The sequence below is a fragment of the Paenibacillus sp. FSL R7-0331 genome (assembly GCF_000758645.1).
Lineage (GTDB): Bacteria > Bacillota > Bacilli > Paenibacillales > Paenibacillaceae > Paenibacillus_AQ > Paenibacillus_AQ camerounensis.
The window spans coordinates 1145164-1169921 of the sequence record NZ_CP009284.1; the positions used below are offsets into that span (position 1 = coordinate 1145164).

Genomic DNA, 24758 nt, shown 5'->3' on the forward strand with positions numbered 1-24758 from the left:
GGAAGCAGCGGCCAAAAGCGTATGTCAGCATGGAAGATGTTTATAGATTAATGTCATTATTCGCATGGCGGCTGCGGTAGTCCTTGGGTGAACAGCCCTTGACCTTTTTGAACATCCGCGAAAAGAGCAGCGGGTCCTGGTAGCCGACAGAACGGGCGATTTCACCGACGGTGCAGCCGGTTTCGGCGAGCAGCTCACAGGCTTTGGCGATACGGAAATTCAGCAGATACTGCTGCGGCGGCAGGCCGACCGTGCGTTTGAACAGGGCGGACAAATATTTGCGGTCCAGCTTCAGGGAGGCGGACATCATCTCAACCGTGATATTTTCACAGTAATGGGCATGCAGGAAGTGGAGGCATTCCTCAACGTAAAAGCTTTTTGCGCGCGGAAGCCTTACGCTGTCCGTTGCCGCCGGAGCTGTACGCAGCAGGACTGCAAAGAACTCATACATGATTGCCTTTAGCGGCAGGTCCAGACCGTTAGCTGTTTCGGCTGCTGCTGTCAGCCTGTCGTAGAGCACGGGCATCAGCTGCTGGTCCATCGGAAAAACCGGCTGCTCCGGTGTGAGTGAGGTCTGGGACAATAAGGATTCCATTTCTTCTCCGGTGAAGGCTATCCAGGAATAGGTCCACGGCTCGGTACTGTCGGCTGCATAACGGGTGACCATATGCGGATAGATCAGAAAAGCCTGGCCGGCCTGCAGCCTGTGCTCGGCTTCCCCCACAGCGACCGTACCGGTGCCTGCGTGAATAAAGTGTATTTTGTAAAGGTCGCGGACGCCTGGACCGACGGAATGGCCGGGAGCACAGTGCTCAAAGCCCCAGTAATGCAGATGCAGGTCAGGACTGCTGCGGAACGGACGCTGCGGATTGTATTTAAATACGGCCATAGTTCAGCCTCTTTCCTGTGTAGAATAGTCTTGAATCAGAGTATATCCCTTTCATTATACAATAGTTTGAACCCGCAGTAGGAATACGCAAAAAGCCCCGCAGTCTGCCGGAATCGGAGACGGTGGGGCTTTTAAATACAGCGGTTAGATGGCACAGAGGCGCCGGTAAAGCTGCAACGTGCAGAGGTTACAGAATCAGGCTTCCATTTTCAGCATAACCAGCTCATCCACCGGTTCGCCGCCTACCAGATGCTCCTCCACAATGCGCGGTACATCCTCAGTGGTCACGTTATAATACCAGATGCCGTCGGGGTAGACGATGACAAAGGGTCCGTTGCCGCACAGCCCGAGGCAGCTGGTTTTGTTGATTTTGACCATTTTGTTGATGCCCTGCTCAACCAGCTGCTCCTTGAACGCCTGCATGACATCCTCAACCTCCTGGTTGTTGCAGTGCTCGCTGCAGCAGAACAGCAGATGCTTTTTTAACACCTTTAAACGCATATTCATGGGTATACCTCCTTGGTCACGTGAAAATGGCTGACATATCTTACGAGGAGTATAGTCCCTTTTGCCGGTGCTGTAACGAGGTTCGGATCATTGTTCGTAAAGGCTTAACATATGTTTAAATCCCGTGATTTACATGTAATCTTAGCTAACCTGTACCGGCTAGATATGATGAAAATGTGTCGGTGGACAGAAGTACCGGTGCCGGATCTGTTTCGAAAATTAATTTGAGGAATCGCCGGAAATGAAGAGATTTTCAGTTTAGCAGAAAGGGGAGTGGTTAATTAAGAAATGTGAAAGAGTGACAATGAAATTCAAAAAAAGCTATCAGGAGGGAATCGTTATGAATAGGAAAATTGTAGGTGTGTTCCATACCGAATATGAGGCTTCACAGGCTATTGAAGATCTGAAAAGCCACGGATTTCTGACAGAGGACATCTCCGTGATTGCCAGAAATAAACGTGATGTCGAAGCGATCAATGAAGAGACAGGCACCAAAGCACCGGAGGGTATGGCTTCAGGAGCGGCAACGGGCGGATTGCTCGGCGGAGTAACCGGGCTTCTGGCAGGTATCGGTGCCCTGGCTATACCGGGAATCGGACCGATTATTGCTGCCGGTCCGATTGCCGCAACCCTAACAGGGGCAGCGATTGGAGCCGGAACCGGCGGATTGGTCGGCGGCCTGATCGGCCTTGGAATTCCGGAGGATGAGGCGGAAAGCTACGAAAATGCTGTAGACGAAGGACGGATTCTGGTCATGGTGGATGCGGATAATAATCGTGCCGGTGATGTATATTCCGTATTCCGTAACCATAGTTCGGCTAATGCCGAAAGGTATATTGAAGATTCCGGTCTATCTGCTTCCCGCAGAGATGTAGCTGACAATTCAGTCTCGGATGTGGTGGATGCCGCCTTCAACGGCTCAGGACTGGAAGGCCGGAATGATACGGGACTTGACACCATGAATTCCGCTCCGGTGCATGATCTGCCGGATAACCGGGCGCATGAGGATATTAACCAGCCGGGAATGAAGGCTGATCTATACTCCGGAACGCCTGACGGCATGGGCAAGGATGTGGATAACAGAAGCCCGCTTGCTTTTGAAGATGAGGATGAAGAGGCCCGCAGGCTCCGCCTGCGTGAGGAAGCCCGTGCCAAGAAGACAGGGGATGTGAAGGTCAATGCCGGCGATGAGCTGCTGAGAGATCACAGCCGCAGACGTTAAGCAAGCAGGCATGAATGACAGCAGGCTACAGCTAATCAAAGGGTTTGCCCGGTTCCTGCAGGACAGGACCCCGGGCAAACCCTTTTTTTGCTGTACATATGCTGCTGTCACTTGCCGGGGATGCTGCGCCAAGCATCAGAGCCTGGGGTCAGCCAGCTACATAAAAGCGACGTTCTGGCGGTCTGAGACACCCTGCGGAATGTCCTTGCCGGGCAGGAAATGAATGCTGCGGATATAGCGGATGGTCCGGCTCTGCGCCCGCATAATAACCGAATGTGTCTCCGCACGTTCCTTGCCGATGAAGCGCACACCGTTAAGGAATTCCCCGGAGGTAACCCCGGTAGCGGCGAAGATTACATCACCGGTGCCGACCATATCCTCCATCGACAGCACGCGGGCCGGATTATCCAGACCCATCATCAGGCAGCGCTGAAGCTCGAGCGGCCCTTCCGGCATAAGCCGGCCCTGTAGCTCGCCGCCAAGGCATTTCAGGGCAGCGGCAGCCAGTACGCCTTCCGGAGCACCGCCGGAGCCCATGTACAGATCAACATCGCTGTCCGGCAGCGCCGCTGCGATCGCTCCGGCCACATCGCCGTGGCCGAGCAGCTTGATCCGTACACCCAGCTCGCGCAGGGTACCGATCAGCTCTTCATGGCGTTTGCGGTCGAGCACCATCACCGTCAGCTCAGACAAAGCTTTGCCGGTGATCATGCTTGCCTTGCGCAGTGTAACCTCCGCAGAATCGTCCAGGCTGAGCTTGCCGGCCAGCTCTGGGCCGCAGGCCAGCTTCTCCATGTAAATGTCGGGCGCATGCAGCAGGCTGCCGCGGTCGGCAATCGCGATGACCGACTGGGCGTTATGCAGCCCGCAGGCAACGACCTCTGTACCTTCAAGCGGGTCAACGGCCACATCAACTGCAGGACCGTTCCTCGTGCCAACGCGCTCTCCGATATAGAGCATCGGCGCTTCGTCCATTTCGCCTTCGCCGATTACAACGGTTCCGTCAATGGAGACAGAATCAAACATGGAACGTATGGCTGTTGTGGCGGCATCATCCGCCGCATTCTTGTCGCCCCGGCCAATCCAGCGTGCTGAGGATAAAGCACCCAGCTCCGTTACCCGTACAATCTCCAGTGCCAACTCGCGTTCCATATGTTTTCCCTCCATTAATAGTCTATAGGTTTGGTGTACAGCATTTCCTGTCCGGCAGCTGGCAGGCTACAGATGGCCCATAATGATGCCGGCCGTTTCTTCAATGGCTTTGTCGGTAATGTCAATGACCGGGCAGCCGAGCTTCTTGAACAGCACTGCCGCGTATTCCATTTCCTCATGAATCCGCTCCAGGCTTGCGTATTGTGAGCCGGCAGGCAGCCCGAGCATCTTCAGCCGTTCGGAGCGGATCTTCAGCATGTACTCCGGCTTCATCGTCAGGCCGATAATCCGGCTTGGCGGCAGGCTCAGAAGCTGCTGGGGCGGAGCAATCTCCGGTACAACCGGATAATTGACGACCTTCTTGCCCCGGTGGGCAAGGAAGATGCTAAGCGGGGTCTTGGACGTCCGGGACATACCCAGCAGCACGATATCTGCCTTCAGCATGGCACCAAGGTCGCGCCCGTCATCACAGGCAACGGTGAACTCGATGGCCTCAATCCGCCGGAAGTAATTCTCGTCCAGCTGATGCAGCAGCCCGGGACGGGCCTGCGGTGCATCGTCAAAGGTGTCGATGAACGCCTGCATCATCGGTCCCATAATATCTACAATCCTTAGGTCCAGGCGTACCGCTTCCTCGCGGATCACCTCCCGCAGCTCCGGCTGTACCAGTGTATAAGCGACGAAGCCCTGCAGCTGAGCTGTTTCCTCCATCAGCTTGCGGAGTTCATCCTCATGCCTTACATTGCCGTATCTCCTGATTGTGACACGCTGATTCTGGAACTGGTGGATAACGGCCTGCACTACTGCCTCTGCCGTATCGCCTATTGAATCTGAGCATATCGTGATGTAGTGCGAAGATTGCTCCATGCGTTTCTTATCCTCCCGTTATCCTTTGGCTTCGAGATCGAGGAGAAGCTTAACGATGGAAGTTTTGGTTAACCGTCCAACGACTTCGGGTCCCTGGACGGTTTCTTCCGCGCCGCCGGGCACGACCACCGGCAAGCTGTCAACCTCGTGAAAAATCATTTTGTGTGCGGCATCCAGCACCGGCTCATCCGGCGATACCGTCACTACCTTGGGCACCCGGGTCATGACCATGCTTACCGGCATGGACACTGCACCGGGATTACCGAGTGTTACCTTGAGAAAATCCTTGCGGGAGGCGACTCCGGCCAGCTTGCCGTCCCCGTCGCAGATAATCAGAGTGCCGACATCCTGCAGGAACAGGGTGACGACGGCATCCTGAATGGTTGTTGTTTCACGGATGACTACCGGAATACTCTGGATATCCTTCACCTTCCGGTCCTTGAGCAGATAGCTGCCGCCCAAATGGGCTACTGACCGCTGGCCGGGAAAATAGCCGACCTTCGGCTTCGCGTCAATATAATCCAGCATGACCAGAATGGACAGATCGTTACGGATCGTCGGCCGGCTGAGGTTCAAGGCTTCTGCGATCTGCTCGCCGGAGATCGGGGCACGTTTCTTCACAATTTCAATAATTTGCAGTTGACGGGATGTCAGTTCGATTGCGGGTCCCTCCATTTTCCGGATATTATGAGGTCTCTCCTGTGGAAAAGGAGTACCGTTGGCCGATTCCCCCTCTTATTCAGACGTCTTAATGGCAATAATATCCCTTAACTTGGTTATATAATACGCAATAATGATCATTAATGCAACATATAGGACGTCATAAATAATTTTAGTAGGTGAAAATAGCTTTATTCCTGTGCAGCGGCATCCAGCTGAGGCTTGGGGAGAACAGCAGGCGTCAGCTTCTTTTTGAACAGCAGCTGCTTCAGGGCACCGGCATTAACAAGCACTGTTCCGGCGATGATTGTGAACACACCGAGTAGGGTAAGCCAGGTCACTGCCTCGTTATAGAACAAATAACCTACTCCGACGGCAATGGGCGGGGAGATATAGAGCCAGGTTGATGGAAACACCGGGTTAGTCTTGGCAACAAGCCAGTAGAACAGAGTATGTCCAACCATGGAGCCGATTACGGTCAGATAGAGCAGCGATCCGGCAGTCCGGAAAGAGAATAGAATTTCAGGCTGAGGCTGCTCGGTTGCCAAAGACAGAAGGAACAGGAGCAATCCCCCGTATATCATCTGTGCGGCATTCAGGGCGACCGGCGAGACGCTGGAGAAGGTGTTGATTACCTTTTTGGAATAAATCGCTCCGGCAGCGTAGCAGCATTCGCCGATTAATACGACAACACAGCCTGTGATCCAGAGCGGGGATACGTCTACAACCAGGCTCGGCAGCACAAGCAGCAGTACGCCGGTGAAGCCGATGATGCAGCCGAGCATGGAGTAGGAGGGCGCTTTTTGGCGGAGAACGGCAGTCTGCATCAGCAGGATCATCATCGGCCCTGTAGCAGACAGAACAGCGGCAAGTCCGGAGGATACGTATTGCTCAGCCCAGTATAGTGCAGAGAAGGTGCCGAAGGTCAGGGCAGCCCCGGTAATCAGCATTTCTTTGCGCAGCAGCAGGGAGAAGCTGGCTTTGCCTTTGAGGACCATCCATAGAAACAGGACGGCACCGGCCAGAAAGAAACGTATGCCAGCTGAGAAAAAGGGCGGCGCTCCGGCGTCTACACCGATTTTGATAGCAAGAAAGGTAGTGCCGAAGATCAGACAGACGAGTGAATAAGCGAGCATAATCATAAATATTTCCCCTTTGTGAATGTGATATGGCAGTCCGTTAAAGCGTTTTGGATAATCATAACTGGCAGGACACAGAACAGTTCATAATGGATAGAACAGATAGAGGGTTAGATGCTGTACAATAAGGGAAATAAAGTACGGAAATGAACAGTGCGCCGGAACAGCGGCGGTGTCTTCATAATAGAAGGTGCGTGCGTTAGGACTGCGGAAATTGTGGAGAGAGGTGCAGAGCTATGAAACAACCTGCGAAAGTGGAACAGAGCCATCCGCTCTTCCGTCAGGTCTACGATTATATGGTGAACCGGATAGTGCGTGAGGAGTGGAAGGTGCATGACAAGCTGCCGTCGATCCGGGTGCTGGCTGAGGAGCTGCAGGTGCACCGGCTGACGGTCTTCAAGGCATACCGGGAGCTGGCCAGCAGCGGCAGAGTCTATGTAAAAGATAAATCCGGCTATTACGTCTCGCCTGCCGGCATGCTGCGTGAGGAGCGTGCCGATCAGGATGCTGATGCCGCTGCTGTACCGGTGTATTCCCTGACTAATCCGATGTCTGACATTCAGCGGATGCCGGTTCAGTATCAGTTCTCACAGGCACTGATTGATCCGGGTCTGCTGCCCAACCTGTTTCTGTCTGATTATGTGAAAAAAGTATTCGATCTCTATCCGAAGGTTATGGGGACCTATTCCTCCGTCCAGGGCGACCAAGAGCTGCGCGGGGTGCTTAGCCTGCATTATCAGAAGCACTTTAAGCTGCAGCTGTCGCCTGCTGAGCTGCTGATTACCTCAGGCGCCCAGCAGGCGATCAATCTGATTGCGGGTCTTGTGCTCGGACCGATGGATCATGTGATGGTAGAGCGGCCGACTTATAGTGTCGCGCTTGATATTTTCCGCCGGGCGGGTGCCCGGCTGCTCCCGGTGACGATTACACCGGAGGGGTACGATCTGGAGGCAGTCGAGGAGCTGATGCGCACCTACCGGCCGCGGATGTTCTACATCAACCCGACCCATCATAACCCAACCGGCTATACCGTGCCGGCACGCCAGCGTAAGCTGCTGGTCGAGCTGGCAGAGCGTTACCGCTGCCTGCTGGTTGAGGATGATCCCTTCCGCGACATCTATTTCGGCGAGGCGCCGCCGGCGCCGTTCTTCTCCTACGATACCGAAGGCTGGGTCATTTACATCAGCAGCTTCAGTAAATACGTGGCACCGGGGCTGCGGATCTGCGCGGTAGCCTGCCGCCATCCGTTCATGGAGCGGCTGATTACCGCAAAGTCCATGGCTGATAACGGCTCACCGCTGCTGAACCAGAAAATCTTCCTGCATTACTACACCTCGCCGCGCCTGCAGCAGCATCTGGGCAAGCTGCGGATAGCGCTGCAGGTACATAAAGAGATTATGGAGGAGGAGCTGGCTGGCAGCGGCTGGGAGTGGTCGGCGCCTGAGGGCGGGCTGAACCTGTGGATTAAGCTGCCGGAGTCTGTCTCCGCCGCTGCGCTGTTTGAGCGCAGTATGGAGCATTCCATCTCCTTTGTGCCGGGTGAGCTGTGTGACCCGCTCGGGGAGATGACCTCCTGGCTGCGGCTCAGCTATTCCTTCGCCAGCGAGAATGTGCTGCGTGAGGGCATGCGCAAGCTGATGCAGCTGGCGCGGGAGCTGTGAGATGCGGGGCGGGGCGTTCAAGCGGGTGAGGTTCCGTTGAAGGGTCCGTACAGACCGGACGCCGGGCAGCGGGAGAAGCAAGGGGCAGAGACGGAGGTACACTTAGTGCCGGGAACGGGGCTTGAAAGCGGGCTGCGGGGCGAAATGAGGGGCAAAAATGCCTCTGAATTGGCCGTTTCCTGCCGCTAGTCCGCAGGACGAATGATCTGTTCCGTGCAGTAGCAGCCTCCGCCTGCCTAAACCATATTCTCGCAGCAGCAGTACTCCATCCAAAATAACCAGCCATAAACAAACAGCGCCATGTCCGATAGGCAGACATGGCGCTGTTTGTTTATTTGTTCTGCTGCAGTGAAGTGTATTCTGTCAGCCAGGCTAATAGTGTATTTACACTTTCCTCCGGTGTCTGCCCGGCAGTGTAGAGCGTCAGCTCGGGGCTGGGCGGTGCCTCGTAAGGATCGGAGACGCCGGTGAAAGCGGGAATTTCGCCCCGGCGGGCTTTGGCATACCATCCTTTGACATCCCGGGTTTCACATACATCCAAAGGGCAGTCCACATAAATCTCGGCAAAACCGGGCAGGGACCGGCGGGCGTAATCACGCATCTCCGCATAAGGACTGATGAGTGAGACCACGGAGATCACGCCGTGACGGGACAGCATACCGGCAAGGTATACCGCCCGGCGGATATTCTCGAACCGGTCTTCCCGGCTGAAGCCGAGGCCCTTGCCAAGGGCGCGCCTCAGCTCGTCTCCATCGAGCCATTCAGCGGCAATGCCCAGTCTGGTCAGCCTGTCCGTCAGCATAGAGGCAACGGTCGATTTGCCGGCGCCGGACAAGCCGGTCAGCCAGATCGTCATGCCTTGACCTGCCGTTCCAAGAGCACCTCCATCGCTGCTTACCGTCCCGGCCCGGTCATCCTTGCGGCTTCCAGCATCAAGGGGAGACTCAATAGCCGGAGCATTCACCGGGTCTGCCGCTCTAACGTGAGCCCCGGCTCCAGCTGGAGCGAATCCGCCGTTATCCCCATTAATCCTCATCCCGTCACCTCCGGTATTCTATAAGGAATTCGTTCCAGCAGGCCTGAACCGTAGAGCTGCTCCAGCCTTAATCCGGGCATATGAATGTACCCGATGTAGCAGTCGCAGACCTTCATGCGGCAGCTCCGTTCAGCAGAGAGGCCTTCGAGGCCGTCGCGGTAGAGGTTGCCGATGACTCCCCGGTCCTTATAGCAGCGCTTTACGGTGCCGGCTCCCTGAACATAGAATACATTTTTGCCGGCGTTGCAGCTTTTGCCCAGGCTGTCATAGTCGGCGGCATTGATCGAAAAATGCGGATCAATACTGCCGAGAAAAGCGAGATCCTCCGGTGTATAATAGTCCGGTTTGTCCTTGTAGGCGTTCACCCACAGGTAGATGTCCTGCGGCAGGGCAGCCCGCAGTGAGGCAATCGCCGGAAAAGCGCTGCGGATACCCACACTGCCCACACTTAAAGGAATGCCCTGCCGGTGCACAGCCAGACATTGGGCCAGGAATTGTTCCTCCCGCACCTGCCCCGGGTGATAGGTAGCCCAGAAGGCAGCAGTAGAAGGGTTCAGCTCCGGCAGAAAAGCAAGGCTTGCCGACAGGTTGGTCTGTATCGCCACCTTGTCGACATGGGGCATATGCGAGAGGGTAATCAGGGCCTCTTTATACCAGCGGTGAATCAGCCCCTCACCGTATGGGTTGAAGAACACAGACAGCCGGTGACCGGCCTTACCCTGTTCCGAAGCCCACCGGACGAAGGCTTCAACACCCTCGCGGTCCTTGGCGAGCGTTGCTGCGCTGTCTCGGGTTTTGCCGAACGGGCAGTAGGGGCAGTCATAGTTGCACGAGGTGAGGGAACCCCGGTAGTAGAGAACGGCGTTCATGGCAGGATGAACCCTTTCATGCGGTCCCTGATGTCACTGGAGATGAACCAGTCACCGATCGAGTCGGAGTAACCCAGCCCCTCAGAGGTTAGCCGCAGAATACCTTCCCGGCCCCCGTGTTGATCTTCCCTGTGCTTCTCAACCTGAGCAGCCGCATGATCCTCATCCGGATTTATCTTTTGTTCCTGAGCCTGTTCCTCATCATGCTCCACATCCCGGCCCTCAATCTGTAGCTTACCCAGCCCGCTTTCAAGCAGCAGGATTAGCTCAGGGTGGTCGTCCCACAGCGAAGCTGAGAAGCGTCCGCTGTAATCAGCCAGCCGCAGCCCCTCGCTGTGCAGCAAAGCCTTGAGGATGAACCGCCGTTTCTGCTCGGCAAGGCTCAGTGTGATACCATAATCTGCGGTGTCATAACGCTCAGCAGCCACATAATCGGCAATGATGCTCTCCGTTGCCTTGCGGCTGACCCCGTAGCGGGAGGCATAATGCACCTCCCGGGTATAGGAGCGGGCTCCGCAGCCAAGGCCCACCATGCCCTCCTCCTGGCAGCTGTAGTCCAGAATTAATTTGTCCGTGCCGGCCTCTTCCTTGGCGAACCGGCGCATGGAGTACTGGCGGTAGCCATGCTCAGCAAGAAGCCTGCAGGCGGCAGTATAGCAATCATGCCGCAGGTCCTGCTGGCGCAGCAGATCTCCCGGCTTCACGATCGTATGCTCACGTGTATAGAGCGGATAGATAAAGATCTCCTGCGGTTCATGCAGCAGTGCCTGACTCAGCGAATAGAGCCAGGACTCTACCGTCTGGCCGGGCAGCCCGTAGATCAGATCAAGATTCAGGACGGGGAACTTATACTGGCCCAGCAGCTCCAGCGCCTGGTATACAACCTCAGGATTTTGCGGACGGTAAATAGCTGCCGATTCGGCTGCCACGAAGCTCTGGATACCCATGCTGACCCGGTCAACGGTGTTCTCCTTCAGGATGGACAGCTTTTCTTCTGTGATCGTCTCCGGCGAGGTTTCCACCGAGATGGAGGCGCGGGAGGTATCCAGCCCCATGATTTCCCGGGCAATCCGGAACAGCCGGCTCAGCTGCGGCGCAGCCAGCAGAGTCGGTGTGCCGCCGCCGACAGCAAAGCGGGCGAAGGGCTTATGGCCGGTAAAAGCCGACCACTGCCGCGCCTGCCTCTCCAGCGCATCAACATAGCGGGCGTGAACATCTGCACGCTTGTCCGGCAGCGTGAACAGGTTGCAGAAGCCGCAGCGTGCGCCGCAGAACGGAATATGCATATACAGAAAAAAAGTCTCTGCGGGCTCATTCAGCCACAGCTGTTCTAAAGAAACAGGCGGCTGGAATTCACGGTAAGCCGTTTTGTGGGGATAAGAATAGAGATAATTACGGTAAGGCTGTGCAGTAATCTGATCTTTCCACTGTCTGACTTCCTCCGAAGAGAGAGACGGTCTTCCGCCATAGTCAGTGACTTGCTGCAAAAAGTTGCCGGTTGACGTCATACGTTTCTCCTTTCATCGGGACTTAATAGGTAATCCGTTCTACAGGATGAACTCCCGGTAAGGTACATTCCAGACTGTTTCATGCGCGAGGCGGTGCCCTTCGTAGCCGTCTTCGCCGTAGGCTGTGCCATGATCCGAGAAGGCCATGCAAAAAACAGGGTTGCCGCGTTCCCGGAAACGGTCGAACAGGCGGCCCAGCTCCCTGTCGGCATAACGCAGCGCGGCACGCTGGCTGTCCACGGAATCCTTGCGGGCACCCGGCAGAAACATATGGTTGGGCCCGTGTATGGCCGACACGTTCAGGAACAGGAACAGCCGCTCATCCGGCGGTGTATTATCCAGCACCTTAAGGGCGTGGTTCACCTGATGCTCAGTGGACCGCGGGTTCGTTACTCCGAAGGTCATCCGCCAGTAGCTGTGCTGGAAATAAGCAGGCAGGATGCGGGCTAAGGGCACTTTTTTGGTGAAAAAAATAACACCCCCGATGCATACCGTATGATACCCCTCGGCAGCAAGCCCGGATACGAGATCCGGAGTGTCGAACAGCCAGGTGTGGGGATGGGTTTTCAGGCCGGTATTTCTGGAATGGAACAGCCGCACATGTGAAGCCTTATCTGTATTAGCAGGGGTCGGCAGAAAGCCGCCGAAGAAGGCGTGATGCGCTGCATAGGTAAAGCTGCCGGGGGTGTGTCTTTTCTCCCAGGAGCCGGTGCCGCACAGATTGGGACAGTTAGCCTCCTCTAGAACGGCAGCGTCGTAGCGCAGGGTATCAAGTGTAATCATCAGAATGTCGTGGGTGCCGACAATGTCATTCATATCCCTCATAACCGTTAATAGCACCCTTTCTAAGAGGATATAATCCGGTGTTCCATTAGTTTTTTCATTTCCCATTCATAAGTGCTGCAGCCTTCATATTCAACATCGTATAGCAGGTCGCCAAAAGGATTTACGTCAGCAACGTAGGTCCGGCGGCTGCTTCCTGAGGATACGAGAACATCAATCCCGGCGATTGCCGACCCGGGAAAAGCAGCGAGTGCCTGCACGGCTGTACGCCGTACCTGATGCTGCTCCTCGTCCGTCAGTCCGGCTTCAGCAGGTGTCATCCGCTTGCTGCGCAAATGCAGGTTGGTTATCGGTGTTGTGCTGACCCGGGCGACAGAGTGGCCGGCCTCTCCCAGGACGACAAGCTGGCGGATATCAAACGAGACCCCCGCTGATCCGGCCTTGGGAATCCACTGCTCAGTATAAGCGCCGTGGCTGTAGAGCCAGTTGATGATTCCGGATAAGACGGAGGAGCCGGTGTAGCGCCGCAGCTTCCCGGAGTTATAGTACACGGGAGGCCGGGTGATGTACTGCTCGACCCCGATGGTAGTTACGGCCAGCTCAGCCCCCGTGGCAGGATTGATCTGATAAGCGATGACGCCGGAGGCGGCAGAGCCGCAGGCCAGCTTGATAAAAACCCGGTGCATCCGCTCTGACAGCATCAGCCCCCGGAGGGATTCATAGTCCGCCGGGGGCTGTGCGCCGCCCAGCGGCCGCGGCACCGGGACGCCGGCAGCGGCAAGCAGCTGCTGCGTCCGGCGCTTGTCGGTCATCGCGGCAATATCGCCGGGATGATTCTGCCAGCGGGCAGCCGGTAGAATCCTGGCTGCTTCGCGCTGAACCCGGGCCAGCAGCCGGCAGTAGCCGCGGAACCACTGGGACGGATGATGCAGCACGCCGGGCAGCTCCTTCAGCCGGCCGGCAGCCTGGACGCTGAGCGGATAGGGATCATGCTGCTGTCCGAAGGGATGCAGCGAGTCATCCTGCTCCCCGGCATCCGGCGCGCCGAGGGCGATGAGCGCCTGCTCAAGCGCGAAGCTGCCGCCGGGTGATTCCAGCCGGAGCAGCGTCCGGCCCTCTGTCCTCTGCCGCTCCGGCCGCTCCGGCGTAAGTCCTGCCGTCTGGGTCCCCGTCATCGGCTGCTCCGGCACGCCGGAAGGCACAGCACCCGGCAACTGCCGCTCCAGCAGCTCACTGAGCGGGGCGCCCTCCAGCAGCTCCCGGTAAGGGACGATCAGGGCCGGCGGCAGCCCGAGCCTGCTCCGCGCCTGCTGGATGCCGGCCGTACGCTTGTCGCCGGGGCTGCACAGCAGAATCAGCGGCAGCGTACCGTGCATCATTCGGTGATGGAAGGATAACGCCAGTCTTCATCGTCATCGCTCTTTTGCTGGTCGCTGACGTCTACAGGCAAGCCGCTTTTTCTCCAGCGGTCCACCATTTCATCGGACATATAATGATAGCTCAGATTCAGGGCCTGCAGGCCTTTGATCCGTTCGCTGGCCAGCAGCGCTTCGGCACCCGTGTCACTGAGCGTTCCAAGTGATAAATCAAGCGTGTGAAGCTGATCCAGAACCTCTGCATCAGCCACCGCTGCTGCAATCTCATCCTGAATCTCACTGTTTTTCAGGCCCAGATAGGTCAGCTTGGGGAACTTTCCAGGCTGGATCAGCGGCAGAATATCCTCCAGGCTGCCGTCAAAGCCATAGTTATCGACGCCAAGATACAGCTCCAGCTTCCGCAGATTCGGCAAAGAACCGGCGGCAATCTGTGACAGCACTTTTTTGCCGAGGCCGCCTGTAATAATGATCAGTTCCTCCAGCTTGTCATGCTGCAGATTACTCAGTTCCAGGTTTGTTCCGCCTTGAATGGTGAGCGACTGAAGCTCAGGGTAAGCCGGGAGCAGAGGGGAGAGATCCGTCTGGTTAATCCACGAAATCTCACATTCCTCATAGCTCATCTCCCCGATAAAAAGCTTGCGCAAGGACGGAAAGCTTCCGCTGTACTTAACAAGCGCCTCTACAGCCTCTTCCGGGCTGTTCTCGTAGGCCTGTCCCCAATCCCCGATAATAAGACTGGTCAGCTGCGCAGCTTCAGGGCTGGCGCTAAGGCGCTCAATTTCCGTATTCATTCTCTGGCCGTCTTCATATTCGTCGTATCCGACAGCGAGCTTTACTTCCGTCATTAACAATCCCTCCCGGAAAATATTGGCTTCATTGTCACCCTAACATCTGCTGGGAGCGGAGTCAAATGACCTCAGAACGATCTTGCCGGAGGATATATTTTACCGGTAAGACCATAAGCACAAACACCCGGCTCCTCCTGTTATAGAAGAAGCCGGGTGCATAATTCAAGGGTCAGACCCAGCCGAACAGGCGGGCGAGCTGAGCAATAGCAAAGGTGACGGCAATGGCGATGCCAAGCGGAATAACGGCGGAGAGTACCGCCCATTTCAGACTTTTAGTTTCTTTATAAATATTGACCAGCGTAGTGCCGCATGGATAGTGAAGCAGTGAGAACAGCATCATATTCAGCGCGGTCAGCCAGGTCCAGCCGTGGCTCAGAAAAAGCTCCTTAATGCTGCCGATGCCCTGAACGTCAACCATGGCTCCTGAGGACATATAGCCCATAAGCAGGATCGGCAGCACAATTTCGTTGGCGGGCAGCCCAAGGATAAAGGCCATAATGATGAAGCCGTCCAGGCCGAGCAATTGGGCAAAAGGATCAAAAAACGCCGCCATATGGTTAAGTACGCTGTCTCCGCCTACCACTACGTTGCCCAGAATCCAGGTGAGAATCCCGGCCGGTGCGGCTACGATAATGGCACGGGTCAGCACGTTCAGCGATTTTTCCTTGGAGGAGCGGACAATCGTCTTCCAGATCTGCGGGCGCCGGTAGGGCGGCAGCTCAAGCGTGTAGTGGGTCGGGACGCCGCGCAGCATTGTTTTGGACATAACCCAGGACACAGTCAAGGTGACAGTGATGCCAACCAGTACAATCCCCATCAGCACAAGCGCAGTGGAAAAGGTGCGGAGTGCACCGGTTGCCGAGGCACCGACCATGAATAGTGAGGAGAGCAGAATCAGCGTCGGCCAGCGCCCGTTGCACGGAACGAAGTTGTTGGTCAGAATGGCCAGCATCCGCTCGCGCGGCGACTCGATAATCCGGGTAGAGAGAATGGCGGCGGCGTTGCAGCCGAAGCCCATTGACATGGTCAGGGCCTGCTTGCCGTGTCCGCCTGATTTTTTGAATAACCGGTCCATGTTAAAAGCAACCCGCGGCAGATAGCCAAAATTCTCCAGCAGCGCGAATACCGGGAAGAAAATCATCATCGGCGGCAGCATGACACTGATTACCCAGGAGGTGCCGCGGTACAGTCCGAGAACCAGTACGCCGTGCAGCCAGGAGGGCGCATTAACGGCTTCAAAGCCGGCGGTCAGATAACCCTCAATCCAGCTGAAAAAGGATGCCAGCCAGCCGGAAGGATAATTGGCCCCGGCAATAGTGATCCAGAAAACAAGGCCGAGTCCGGCCAGCATGATCGGGAAGCCCCATACTTTGGAGGTGACGATCCGGTCCAGCTTATAGGTGCTGCCCAGCTTCTTTTTATCCTGATAAGAGACAGCCTCCCGGCAGATGCCTGCCGATACCCCGTAGATGCCGGTGACAATCTCATCTCTGATTGCGCCCTTGTCGGCCAGATTCCTGGCTGCTGAGAGCAGGGAGCCCAGTGCGTCCGGACCTTTAATGACATGCGGGGACTCCATGACGGGCTACCTCCTTTGGTACAGGACTTGTGCCGGTTTCCAGATGGGCTTTGAGCGAGGACAGCAGGCTGCTGTCACCGTCCAGCAGGCGCAGGGCAATCCAGCGTGCCGGATAATGTGAGCCTACGGTTTGCTCTACCAGCGGCTGCAGCTCGGCAATGCCCTGCTCGATTTCAGCGCTGTAAATAATCTTCAGCGGCTTGCCGGTAAAGGCGCCGGTTGCCACCCGCTCAAGCTGATCCAGCAGCGCCCCGATTCCGATCTGGTTGCGTGCCGAAATCGCTACAACCGGAACACCGAGCTGTTTGGCGATAGCTTTTAGATTAATATCAATGCCCAGCTTCTTGGCCTCATCAATCAGGTTGATGCACACCACCGCACGTCCCGTTATTTCCAGTACCTGAAGGGCAAGGTTGAGGTTACGCTCAAGCGACGTGGCATCCAGTACCACCAGTGTCACATCCGGCTGCTCAAAAATAATATAGTCTCTGGCAGCTTCCTCATCGGCGGAATTAGAGTACAGCGAATACGTACCCGGAAGATCGACTGCACGGTAGACATGCTGATTGTGGGTGAATTCCCCCTCTGCGGTGGTAACCGTTTTGCCCGCCCAGTTACCGGTGTGCTGGCGCAGGCCGGTCAGGAGGTTGAAAAGCGTGCTCTTACCAGTGTTGGGATTGCCGGCAAAAGCAACCGTGTATCGGCTCATATCCCGTCACCTCCTACGGGTTCCCCGTAGATCAGCGAGCTTTCTTCCCGCCGCAGGGCGATCGTTGTGTTGCTTACCCGAAAAGCGATAGGATCTCCAAGCGGGCTGCGCCGCAGCACCTCCACGGCATTGCCGACCACAAAACCGAGATCAAGCAGCCTTCTGCGCAGCACGCCCTGGACTTCAATGCCGCTGATGCGCAGCGTGCTGCCGTTCGATGCTTCAGACAATGGAATAGCGGCTCCAGCCATAGCAGTTCCTTCTTTCCCTTTAAATATATTGGTATAGCGCTAGATTAAGCGGCTATTATGCACAGATGATAAATAATTGTTCCTTGCCACAATATTAGTATATGTAAACAACTTTGTCCTTGCAACAAAAAAGTTTCCTTAGGGAAAGAAGGGTTGTGAGCATGTAGAGGGAAAGCAGAAAAGTATGGGAGTGTGGCGGAGTGACGGGGTTGATGGGAGTGGAGGGCGGCGGGTTCCTGGTTTCGGGCTTGGTGGCGGAGTGGTTAGCTTAATGTGAGATGTCCGGGCGGGATTTGCAGGTCAGGGGCTACGCAGGCGTTCGGGCATTGGATATGTTCTTGGATAGAATATTAGCGGATATTAGTTGGAATTTCGCCAGCTAATTGTACTTAGGAACAGCGCCAATTGTATTTAGCTGGAAAAATGCCATCTGATTCGCACCAAATGCCGCACTTTGAGCAGATTCGGCGGATTTAAGCAGCAATTTTCCAACTAAAGTATTCAATCGGGCTGGTTTTGGTGATTTAGGTAGCGAATTTCCACTTAGATTGTGATGAGCCTCAGCCAGCGAAGAGGTAGGTTAGCTCTGAAAAGGGCGCGCTTCGTTAATAACCGCGGCCACAGGCTGGTTAGCCCGCAGCCCAAAGCCGGATAACCTTCCTGCCGTCAGCTGCCGAAATCCAGCGTTCTGCCGGTCTCCGCCAGCGTTTTGGTATTGCTGAGAATCTGCCACCACGCGCTGTCGCTCGGCCCGTAAGAGGGATCGTCCGGATGCCAGCCTTCGTGGATCAGCGTCAGCTTTGTGCACCCGCCGGCGGGTGCAAGCAGCCAGCAGATAACAGATTCATAATCTTTACCCTCCTGCACATAGGAAGGACCGGCGTGATGCGTAAAGCGCAGTACCTCCTGCGGCTTGTACTCAAGCACAGTACCATACACATGCACCGTCTCCTCACCGCCGGCACCGGGCCCGACATATTCAAGCTGCTCCCCTTCCTTGAAGCTGGAGCGGATGGTGCTGCCATAATAGATCTGTGCCACCTTGTCGGGCGATACGAGACAGTCCCAGACTGCGGCAGGTGCTGCGCCGATATAGAATTCATACTTCAATGCTTTCATTTGAATCCTCCTCCATTGTGCTCCGGTTGCCCCGGATTTCCGCATGTTCCTCGGTATACTTGCTGCTTGCCTGACTTACACTTACACGGACAATATACTACAAAATCACTGACAGCTGCGGTCAGTGATTCCATTCTTACGGCTCGGCATAATAAGCGGAAATATCGGCAGCAACAGCTGCAAGCTTTTGCTTCAATGCGGCAGGCTCACGGACCGTCAGCGAACGGCCGTAGGGCAGCAGGAAGTAAGGCGCGTAGCGGTACAGCATCGTTTCATCCAGCAGAAACGATGCCTCTCCCGGGATACGCTGCTCCAGCGAATGCCCGAACAGCCAGTGGCTGCACAGATCATTCAGCACCTCTTCGCCGGAGGCAATTACGACCCGGACAAGCACAGCCTGCTGATCCTGAGCGGGCAGAAGGCTGTCCAGCAGGAACTGCCGTGCGGAGAAGCCCGGCGGCCGGATAAAGACGCCTCCCGTCTGTTCAAGCTGTACAATCCGGTCCACCCGGAAGCTGCGGATCTCCCGGCGCAGGTGGCAGAAGCCGGCAAGGTACCAGCGCCCCTTCCAGAGCACCAGGCCGTAGGGATCAATGCTCCGGCTGGAAGCAGCATGCCCGCTGCTCTTGCGGTACTCCAGCTGCACAGTCAGCCCGGCGGCGGCACAGGCCTCCAGCTCCTCCAGCAGATGAGACAGAGGGGCCGGGGGTGCATGCAGCATCTCCATCCCGGATTCATGGCGCTGCATCTGCAGCAGCTGCTCGTCATTGCTGTAGCGCTTGAGCTTGGCGATGGCGCTGCCCAGGGCTTCGATGTACGGGTAGCCGCTGCCCTCGGCGAAGGCGGAGGCCTGTACCAGCGCGCGCCGTTCACCGTCATCGAAGAAGAGGGGGGCGGCGCTGAAATGCTCCGGCAGCCGGTAGCCGCCGCCCGGACCGGCATCGGCAATGACCGGCACGCCGCTGGCGCAGAGTGCATCAATATAGCGGTATACGGAGCGTACGCTGAGTTCAAGTGCCTCTGCCAGCTCGGCTGCGGTTCTTTTGTGCTGCTGCAGCATCCACAGGATGGACAGCATGTAATCGGCTTTGGACATCGGGCAGGCCTCCCGTAATAGAATCCGTTCATGCGGGTACAGTCGGGCTGTCCCGCTGTATCCGTGATGACCTATTATTCCACAGCGGCGCACAGAGTGTCAAAGCCTGCAGCAGCAGGCATGCAGGCATACCGGCCCCTCATTATGCGGAAGGCTTCCGGCTGCGGCTGCGCAGCAGAATCAGCAGAGCCAGCAGCAGCGGGACCGCTACCTGAAACAGCGGATCTAGCTTCAGGCTGGGCCCGAGGCCGACTGAGATATGCTGGGTATAGTCACGTTCCAGAAAGGACGCGCCGTAGATTACTATGCCTACAGGAAATACCCAGCGCTTCACGGATTTGCCGGTCAGCCCGCTGACCCCTTTTACCGCACAGAAATAGAACAGCATCATCTTGATGAGCAGCCCGATGAACAGCTGGATGGTGACCAGAATATCAAGCCGTTCGACAAATTGCAGATTCGATAACGTGCGGACTGTTTTCAGAAAAGGCAGCTGGCTGATTCCCGCAACCGTTGGTCCGAGAACCGCGGCATTGAGCGCATTCATAAAGATAAGGAACAGGCTGATGGTGATATAGGCTATAAGTGTGTTTTTTACCGGCACCCCGGGCTTCTCCCATAAGGACCACAGCATCAGGAATACAAGCATCTGCCCGAAGGGAAAAGAGACGATGTCCGGCAGCGCCGCATTTAGGATCGGCCTGATTCCGCCTTCAAAGACCGGGGCCAGGCGGATGAAATCAATGTTGCCCATGATGCCAAGCAGCAGCACCAGCACCCCATAGAAAAACAGCACCAGCGGCAGCAGCACCTCCGGCAGGCGGAACAGCACTGCTGCCCCTTTCCATATAGCATACAGCGCAATCAGGATAAAAATCAGCATCGTGACCGGCATCGGGGTGGTCTGCAGCAGTGTTAAGGAAGTCAGCTCTCCCAAGTCGCGGACATTGCGCATGGACTGATAAGCGAAATACAGGCAGTATATCCAGCCGATGCCTGAACCGGCGGTATGCCCGAAATAACGCTGCAGCATACCAATCAGGTCAAGCCCGGTTGAACGGTGCTGAATCCACAGCAGAAGCAGCAGCAGAACAAGGCCGGCCAGCGAACCGGCGCACATGGCCAGCCACGAGTCCTGCTTAGCCTTGCTGCCAAGCAGAAACAGCGGCGTGCTGCCGATTTCGAACAGCATGACCATAAAGGCGATTTGCAGGGCTGACACCTGCTCTTTTTTTGGCATAGTGTTTGTGTCACCCTCCCAACCAATCAATGATGACTCTGCCTGCCGGCTGAAACACAGAGGTATAGAATGAAGCAACGCTGATATGAGGCGTTCCGGTTATCCCGCAGATGTTCACGTAAGCGCACCAGGCAAGAATACACCCGTACCACAGCCGGTGCAGCCTGTACCCCTTATCCGTCAGCATCCGGCAGCCCAGGATAAAGGCAAGGATATACAGAAGAAGCGTGATGGCGATTTTCATGGCAATTCCTACTTTTGCTGAACGGACTTGAACGATTTGTTGCTGAGCCCGGTCCGCTCAATTTTGATGGAGACCTGCGGCCGGATTTCAATATCACGGAAGACGCTGTCCCAGCTCTTGTCCTGCTCAATTGTCTTCCAGCGCTTGCGGTCGCTGCGGTGAATCCGGACAGCAAATCCAGTGACATCGGCCCCCAGCTGCCTGACCTCGGTCCAGGAATTGTTGACAAGCTCCAGCACCTTTTGTTCAATGGATTGCTCCATTCCCGTTATGGAGGCCCGGTCATTGAGATCCATGGCACTGCCCAGCTCTGACAATACGCCGCTGCCCTTAATGCGGATATCCATAATATAGTGATCCTTATCCCATACGGGACGGACGGTGGTGCTGGCGTTCTGGAGGACGAATGAAGCATCCGGCGTATCGCCTGCCTTGGGATTGGAGGGGAAGGCGAGGGTGGCACTATTGACTTTGCCGGTCATAAAAGACAGCCCGAAGGCCTGCTCCTGGCTCAGCCAGCCGATAAGCTTGTCCCCTTTCAACACACCCAGCTTGCCAAGCGCCAGGCGTGAGGGCAGATCGGTCCGGCCCGTCTCACCGGTCTCATCCATGATTTGCTTGCCGGTCAGCTGGATCTCAGGCAGCACTGCGCTGCCTGACTCTGAGGCCAGCGCCATTGCCAGCTCATAGAGCCGTACGCCTGGATAGTAAGAGACCAGCCGGGATTCCTGCTCAATCATCAGCTGGATACCTGCGCCCTGGTTCTTAGTCAGCTGCATCAGCTGGTCCAGAATATCTCCGGCCCCATCCTGAGACAAGAAGACATACACTGTTTCCCGGGCGTCCTGCTTGCGCAGAAACATATCAATGAGTTGGTTGATGCCGTGCTTTGCCACCGATTCCCCCAGAACAGTAATTCGCGAGTGGGAAAAAAACATCTCCCGGGTGCTGGTCAGGTTAGTCCGCTCAATTGCCTCCATAATAGTTCTTCCTTTGACGGTAAAGGTGATGAACGGCGGAGAAGTCGTGCTGCCGCCGCCGCTGCCGCCCATGCCGCTGGCACCGGAGGAAGGATTAATGACCTGAAAGGTTGCCTTCCACTCATTATCTTCCCAGTCATAGGCCGAGCCGGAGGTAATGCCGAGCTCATTCAGCTCCCGGTCATCCCAGCAGCCGGTAAGCAGGGCTGAGAGCAGGGGGATGCAGAGCAGCAGCCAGGCGGTCTGCTTCCACAGCTTCATGTTTTACACTCCTTTGCTTTGGCTTTGGAGCGCCCGAACCGGTGAAGGAGAATTGCTGCCAGCGGCACGAGCACATTGAACAGAAAGAAGGTGACGAACCGCCCTTCCTTGTTATACAGGTTCAGCTTGTCCGTATTCTGCCAGGTGAACAGGCACTCCAGGGCAATCACCAGTCCAAGAGCGCCGATAAACGGCCGGCTGCTGCTTACCCGGAAGGTCTGCTTGAAGCATTCGACCGTTACAAACAGGAAGATGGCGAATTTGAGGTAGATGGACATCACCCAATAAGAAATGAACAGGATGTCCAGCTTCTCAAAAAACTTGCCGAAATGCACTACGCCGGCGGCCGAGAAGCCCGGATAGGCATTAAGCTTAATGAACTCAGGGCCGAATACCATCAGGGCGGTAACCAGCGAGAACATCATCAACAGGGATACAAAGAGAAGGCCCGTCCCTCCGGCCAGCCATGCTTTTTGCGGAAACCGGAGATAAGGCGCAAGGAACAGGAGCACAGCTACTTCGGACATCCAGGTGGTAGGCGTAATGCTGGCCAGTGTCAGTGCCGCCAGCGAATGGTCAAACATCGGCAGCAGCTGATGTACATCCATTTCCTGGATCAGGCCGAACAGGAACAGCGGCACGAAGAAAACATACAGCAGCATCACAATGGTGTTCACTCTGGCAATGGATTCGATCCCCTGTCTGACCATGTAGATGGTAATGACTACAATGAGGATGACCGTGACGGTTACGGGAGTGTTCAGCAGCACATTGTCTTTTATAAAATTAACGAACTCCCGCAGGATGGCGGAGGTGGTGTCCAGATAGAAATGCGTCAGAAGCAGGCCTAGTATAACGGCTGCCGCGGGCGAGCTTTTTTCCCCGACCCAAGGGATAAAGGGAGCGCCTTTATTCAGGCGGATCACAGTCCCCACAATAGCGGCAACGATCAGTCCGGCCAGGGTGGCCAGCATGATAGACAGGGGAGCATCCTGCTCGGCATAATTGCTGATAATGACCGGAAGCACCACTGTAGCCGTAGGGAGGATCGTGTTGATTACTAGCATAGCTGCCTGTGCAGTGCCGATTTTTCCGTTCATGGCGTGTCCTCCTCCTGCGGCCCGGTTTGCCGGCCGGTCAGCTGTGCTTTCTTTTGCTGCTCTTCGGGGGATTGCGGCTTCTGGCCCGGCGCCTGCCTGCGGGTTTCTTTACCGAGATATGTCTTGGGACGCAGCGGCATGCTCCAGAGCGGCACACGGATAAATATATCCTTGAGATAGCGGGGGATCATCGGTGCTACCGGAGACAGGTAAGGAACACCGAAGGAATACAGGCCGGCCATATGAATCAGCAGCACCATCATGAAGGACATGATTCCGAACAATCCGAGTGTAGCGGCAGTCAGCATCAGCATGAAGCGGATCAGCCGTATTGAGTTGGCGATGGCCAAGGACGGAATGACGAAGTTGGAGATTGCTGTAAAAGAGACAACAATAACCATCGCCGCCGATACCAGACCGGCAGACACTGCCGCCTGTCCCAGCACCAGCGCCCCGACAATGGAGATCGCAGGGCCGATTGTCCGCGGCATCCGCACTCCCGCCTCACGCAGCACATCGAACGTCAGCTCCATCAGCAGCGCTTCGGCCAGTGCAGGAAACGGTACACCTTCCCGCTGGGCAGCCAGGCTGATCAGCAGTGTGGTCGGCAGCATTTCCTGGTGAAAGGTAGTCACCGCAATATACAGGGCAGGCAGCAGCATGGATACGAAAAATGCGCCGTAGCGGATCAGCCGCAGGAAGGACGAGATGTCATAACGCTGGTAGTAATCCTCACTGGATTGAAAAAAGTTAAAGAAGGTGGAGGGCGCCAGCAGGGCAAAGGGAGTACCGTCAATAATAATCCCGATCTGGCCCTCCAGTATGCCGCCGGCCACCGCATCAGGGCGTTCGGTATTCTGAATCGTCGGAAAGGGGGTCAGTCCGCCGTCCTGGATGAATTCCTCAATATAATTGCTCTCCAGAATACTGTCGGTAATGATTCCGTTAAGCCGGCGGCGGATTTCAGCCAGCACCTCCGCGCTGGCCAGGCCCTCTAGGTAGACGAGGGCTACACCGGTCTGGGTGCGCTGTCCGATTTTGTATTCTTCTATTCTAAGATCAGAGGTTTTGAGCCGGCGTCTGAGCATAGAGGTGCCGACCCGCAGACTTTCGGTGAAGCCTTCCTTGGGGCCGCGGATAACACCCTGGGAGGTTGGCTCATTGATACTCCGCTTCTCCCAGCCTGAGGTATCGGCTGCCAGAGCTACCCTCAGCCCGCCGAACAGGATAAGCGTGTAGCCTTCGAACAGATAGGCCAGCATATGCTCAATGGTCTTGCCTTCCTTAACGCCGCCGACCGGCAGCATCCGGTCTTTGACGAGCGGATAGGCGTCATCTGCGGTGACGGAACTGTTCTCCGGTAAGACATAATCCATCAGCGGCTGCAGAACAGTCTGATTCACGAGATCCGCGTTCACCAGACCGTCGATATAGATGAAAGCGAGCGGGAGCGGGCTTAAGGATTCGTTGGTCAATCTGCGGATAACGATATCAGGGCTTGCGCCGGTTCTGCGGATGATCTCCTGCAGGCTTTCTTCAAGCGACGGGCTGAGCGGACAGGGGGCAGGGACAAGAGTATCGGCAGGGTCTTGGTCTTGCTCGCGGCCTTGCCTGGAACGGGCGGTCAAAAGCTTCTCCTCCTTTGTACCGGAAACTGGATAA

Annotated in this window: 23 protein-coding genes and 1 pseudogene; 2 read left to right on the forward strand and 22 right to left on the reverse strand. The window is 56.1% G+C overall.

The annotated features are described in order from the left end of the window. Nucleotides 1-40: 40 nt before the first annotated feature. Nucleotides 41-889: an AraC family transcriptional regulator gene (locus R70331_RS04860; protein WP_042173356.1), complete on the reverse strand. Its 849-nt coding sequence runs from the start codon at nt 887-889 to the stop codon at nt 41-43. A gap of 195 nt (nt 890-1084) precedes the next feature. Next, a complete protein-coding gene (locus R70331_RS04865; RefSeq protein WP_052418917.1) occupies nt 1085-1396 on the reverse strand; it encodes a (2Fe-2S) ferredoxin domain-containing protein in 312 nt (103 codons plus the stop codon). A gap of 340 nt (nt 1397-1736) precedes the next feature. Here R70331_RS04865 and R70331_RS31990 point away from each other — a divergent pair. Next, nucleotides 1737-2231, forward strand: a pseudogene (locus tag R70331_RS31990) (general stress protein); the annotation flags it as partial. 543 nt (nt 2232-2774) lie between these two features. Here R70331_RS31990 and glpX read toward each other — a convergent pair. The 4 genes from glpX to R70331_RS04890 form a co-directional block, all read right to left on the reverse strand. Then, complete coding sequence (glpX, locus tag R70331_RS04875; protein WP_042173359.1) at nt 2775-3770, reverse strand: class II fructose-bisphosphatase; 996 nt, start codon at nt 3768-3770, stop codon at nt 2775-2777. 66 nt (nt 3771-3836) lie between these two features. Further along, a complete protein-coding gene (locus tag R70331_RS04880) occupies nt 3837-4637 on the reverse strand; it encodes a pyruvate, water dikinase regulatory protein (protein ID WP_042173361.1) in 801 nt (266 codons plus the stop codon). Nucleotides 4638-4655: 18 nt separating this feature from the next. Then, entirely contained in the window at nt 4656-5312 is a 657-nt protein-coding gene (locus tag R70331_RS04885; RefSeq protein ID WP_042173364.1) for a helix-turn-helix transcriptional regulator, read from the reverse strand. Between the two features lie 176 nt (nt 5313-5488). Further along, complete coding sequence (locus R70331_RS04890; RefSeq protein WP_042173366.1) at nt 5489-6439, reverse strand: DMT family transporter; 951 nt, start codon at nt 6437-6439, stop codon at nt 5489-5491. 233 nt (nt 6440-6672) lie between these two features. On the opposite strand from R70331_RS04890, the gene R70331_RS04895 reads away from it, so the two are divergent. Next, on the forward strand, nt 6673-8097 hold the full coding sequence (locus R70331_RS04895; protein WP_042173368.1) for an aminotransferase-like domain-containing protein: 1425 nt from the start codon (nt 6673-6675) through the stop codon (nt 8095-8097). Nucleotides 8098-8428: 331 nt separating this feature from the next. Here R70331_RS04895 and cysC read toward each other — a convergent pair whose 3' ends face one another. The 16 genes from cysC to R70331_RS04975 form a co-directional block, all read right to left on the reverse strand. Beyond that, a complete protein-coding gene (gene cysC, locus R70331_RS04900; RefSeq protein ID WP_081947466.1) occupies nt 8429-9133 on the reverse strand; it encodes an adenylyl-sulfate kinase in 705 nt (234 codons plus the stop codon). Continuing rightward, a complete protein-coding gene (locus tag R70331_RS04905) occupies nt 9130-10002 on the reverse strand; it encodes an STM4011 family radical SAM protein (RefSeq protein WP_042173370.1) in 873 nt (290 codons plus the stop codon). Before R70331_RS04905 ends, cysC begins: the two co-directional genes overlap by 4 nt. Further along, nucleotides 9999-11510: an STM4012 family radical SAM protein gene (locus R70331_RS04910; protein WP_081947467.1), complete on the reverse strand. Its 1512-nt coding sequence runs from the start codon at nt 11508-11510 to the stop codon at nt 9999-10001. The genes R70331_RS04905 and R70331_RS04910 overlap by 4 nt, the downstream gene beginning before the upstream one ends. 39 nt (nt 11511-11549) lie before the next feature. Continuing rightward, a complete protein-coding gene (locus R70331_RS04915; protein ID WP_042173373.1) occupies nt 11550-12335 on the reverse strand; it encodes an STM4013/SEN3800 family hydrolase in 786 nt (261 codons plus the stop codon). 20 nt (nt 12336-12355) lie between these two features. Further along, nucleotides 12356-13672: an STM4014 family protein gene (locus R70331_RS04920; protein ID WP_231576406.1), complete on the reverse strand. Its 1317-nt coding sequence runs from the start codon at nt 13670-13672 to the stop codon at nt 12356-12358. Continuing rightward, complete coding sequence (locus tag R70331_RS04925) at nt 13669-14514, reverse strand: STM4015 family protein (protein WP_042173377.1); 846 nt, start codon at nt 14512-14514, stop codon at nt 13669-13671. The genes R70331_RS04920 and R70331_RS04925 overlap by 4 nt, the downstream gene beginning before the upstream one ends. A gap of 172 nt (nt 14515-14686) precedes the next feature. Next, nucleotides 14687-16096, reverse strand: a complete 1410-nt coding sequence (locus R70331_RS04930; protein WP_042173379.1) for a nucleoside recognition domain-containing protein — start codon at nt 16094-16096, stop codon at nt 14687-14689. Beyond that, nucleotides 16074-16805 (reverse strand): FeoB small GTPase domain-containing protein, encoded by a 732-nt coding sequence (locus R70331_RS04935; RefSeq protein ID WP_042173381.1) that lies wholly within the window; start codon nt 16803-16805, stop codon nt 16074-16076. The genes R70331_RS04930 and R70331_RS04935 overlap by 23 nt, the downstream gene beginning before the upstream one ends. Beyond that, nucleotides 16802-17056: a FeoA family protein gene (locus tag R70331_RS04940; protein ID WP_042173383.1), complete on the reverse strand. Its 255-nt coding sequence runs from the start codon at nt 17054-17056 to the stop codon at nt 16802-16804. The genes R70331_RS04935 and R70331_RS04940 overlap by 4 nt, the downstream gene beginning before the upstream one ends. A gap of 666 nt (nt 17057-17722) precedes the next feature. Beyond that, nucleotides 17723-18175: an SRPBCC domain-containing protein gene (locus R70331_RS04945; RefSeq protein ID WP_042173385.1), complete on the reverse strand. Its 453-nt coding sequence runs from the start codon at nt 18173-18175 to the stop codon at nt 17723-17725. A 136-nt stretch (nt 18176-18311) separates the two neighbouring features. Beyond that, a complete protein-coding gene (locus R70331_RS04950) occupies nt 18312-19271 on the reverse strand; it encodes a helix-turn-helix transcriptional regulator (protein ID WP_042173387.1) in 960 nt (319 codons plus the stop codon). A 142-nt stretch (nt 19272-19413) separates the two neighbouring features. Beyond that, nucleotides 19414-20511 carry a GerAB/ArcD/ProY family transporter gene (locus R70331_RS04955; RefSeq protein ID WP_042173389.1) on the reverse strand — a complete coding sequence of 366 codons (1098 nt, stop codon included), beginning with the start codon at nt 20509-20511 and terminating at the stop codon, nt 19414-19416. Nucleotides 20512-20521: 10 nt separating this feature from the next. After that, nucleotides 20522-20755, reverse strand: a complete 234-nt coding sequence (locus tag R70331_RS04960) for a hypothetical protein (protein ID WP_042173391.1) — start codon at nt 20753-20755, stop codon at nt 20522-20524. A gap of 8 nt (nt 20756-20763) precedes the next feature. Continuing rightward, entirely contained in the window at nt 20764-21996 is a 1233-nt protein-coding gene (locus R70331_RS04965; protein WP_042173392.1) for a Ger(x)C family spore germination protein, read from the reverse strand. Further along, the gene (locus R70331_RS04970; RefSeq protein ID WP_042173394.1) at nt 21993-23096 is read right to left on the reverse strand and encodes a GerAB/ArcD/ProY family transporter; all 1104 of its coding nucleotides are present in this window, start codon (nt 23094-23096) and stop codon (nt 21993-21995) included. Before R70331_RS04970 ends, R70331_RS04965 begins: the two co-directional genes overlap by 4 nt. Then, nucleotides 23093-24724, reverse strand: coding sequence for a spore germination protein (locus tag R70331_RS04975; RefSeq protein WP_052418918.1), 1632 nt, complete (start codon nt 24722-24724; stop codon nt 23093-23095). The genes R70331_RS04970 and R70331_RS04975 overlap by 4 nt, the downstream gene beginning before the upstream one ends. Nucleotides 24725-24758: the final 34 nt, after the last annotated feature.

Bases quoted from the DNA above. Each gene is read 5' to 3' on its own strand.
- glpX (WP_042173359.1), bottom strand. From the start codon at position 3,770: ATGGAACGCGAGTTGGCACTGGAGATTGTACGGGTAACGGAGCTGGGT.
- R70331_RS04935 (WP_042173381.1), bottom strand. From the start codon at position 16,805: ATGAGCCGATACACGGTTGCTTTTGCCGGCAATCCCAACACTGGTAAG.
- R70331_RS04880 (WP_042173361.1), bottom strand. From the start codon at position 4,637: ATGGAGCAATCTTCGCACTACATCACGATATGCTCAGATTCAATAGGC.
- R70331_RS04950 (WP_042173387.1), bottom strand. From the start codon at position 19,271: ATGTCCAAAGCCGATTACATGCTGTCCATCCTGTGGATGCTGCAGCAG.
- R70331_RS04905 (WP_042173370.1), bottom strand. From the start codon at position 10,002: ATGAACGCCGTTCTCTACTACCGGGGTTCCCTCACCTCGTGCAACTAT.
- R70331_RS04945 (WP_042173385.1), bottom strand. From the start codon at position 18,175: ATGAAAGCATTGAAGTATGAATTCTATATCGGCGCAGCACCTGCCGCA.
- R70331_RS04960 (WP_042173391.1), bottom strand. From the start codon at position 20,755: ATGAAAATCGCCATCACGCTTCTTCTGTATATCCTTGCCTTTATCCTG.
- R70331_RS04865 (WP_052418917.1), bottom strand. From the start codon at position 1,396: ATGAATATGCGTTTAAAGGTGTTAAAAAAGCATCTGCTGTTCTGCTGC.
- R70331_RS04955 (WP_042173389.1), bottom strand. From the start codon at position 20,511: ATGCCAAAAAAAGAGCAGGTGTCAGCCCTGCAAATCGCCTTTATGGTC.
- R70331_RS04885 (WP_042173364.1), bottom strand. From the start codon at position 5,312: ATGGAGGGACCCGCAATCGAACTGACATCCCGTCAACTGCAAATTATT.
- R70331_RS04940 (WP_042173383.1), bottom strand. From the start codon at position 17,056: ATGGCTGGAGCCGCTATTCCATTGTCTGAAGCATCGAACGGCAGCACG.
- cysC (WP_081947466.1), bottom strand. From the start codon at position 9,133: ATGAGGATTAATGGGGATAACGGCGGATTCGCTCCAGCTGGAGCCGGG.
- R70331_RS04860 (WP_042173356.1), bottom strand. From the start codon at position 889: ATGGCCGTATTTAAATACAATCCGCAGCGTCCGTTCCGCAGCAGTCCT.
- R70331_RS04930 (WP_042173379.1), bottom strand. From the start codon at position 16,096: ATGGAGTCCCCGCATGTCATTAAAGGTCCGGACGCACTGGGCTCCCTG.
- R70331_RS04890 (WP_042173366.1), bottom strand. From the start codon at position 6,439: ATGATTATGCTCGCTTATTCACTCGTCTGTCTGATCTTCGGCACTACC.
- R70331_RS04925 (WP_042173377.1), bottom strand. From the start codon at position 14,514: ATGACGGAAGTAAAGCTCGCTGTCGGATACGACGAATATGAAGACGGC.
- R70331_RS04970 (WP_042173394.1), bottom strand. From the start codon at position 23,096: ATGAACGGAAAAATCGGCACTGCACAGGCAGCTATGCTAGTAATCAAC.
- R70331_RS04965 (WP_042173392.1), bottom strand. From the start codon at position 21,996: ATGAAGCTGTGGAAGCAGACCGCCTGGCTGCTGCTCTGCATCCCCCTG.
- R70331_RS04920 (WP_231576406.1), bottom strand. From the start codon at position 13,672: ATGATGCACGGTACGCTGCCGCTGATTCTGCTGTGCAGCCCCGGCGAC.
- R70331_RS04910 (WP_081947467.1), bottom strand. From the start codon at position 11,510: ATGACGTCAACCGGCAACTTTTTGCAGCAAGTCACTGACTATGGCGGA.
- R70331_RS04895 (WP_042173368.1), top strand. From the start codon at position 6,673: ATGAAACAACCTGCGAAAGTGGAACAGAGCCATCCGCTCTTCCGTCAG.
- R70331_RS04915 (WP_042173373.1), bottom strand. From the start codon at position 12,335: ATGAGGGATATGAATGACATTGTCGGCACCCACGACATTCTGATGATT.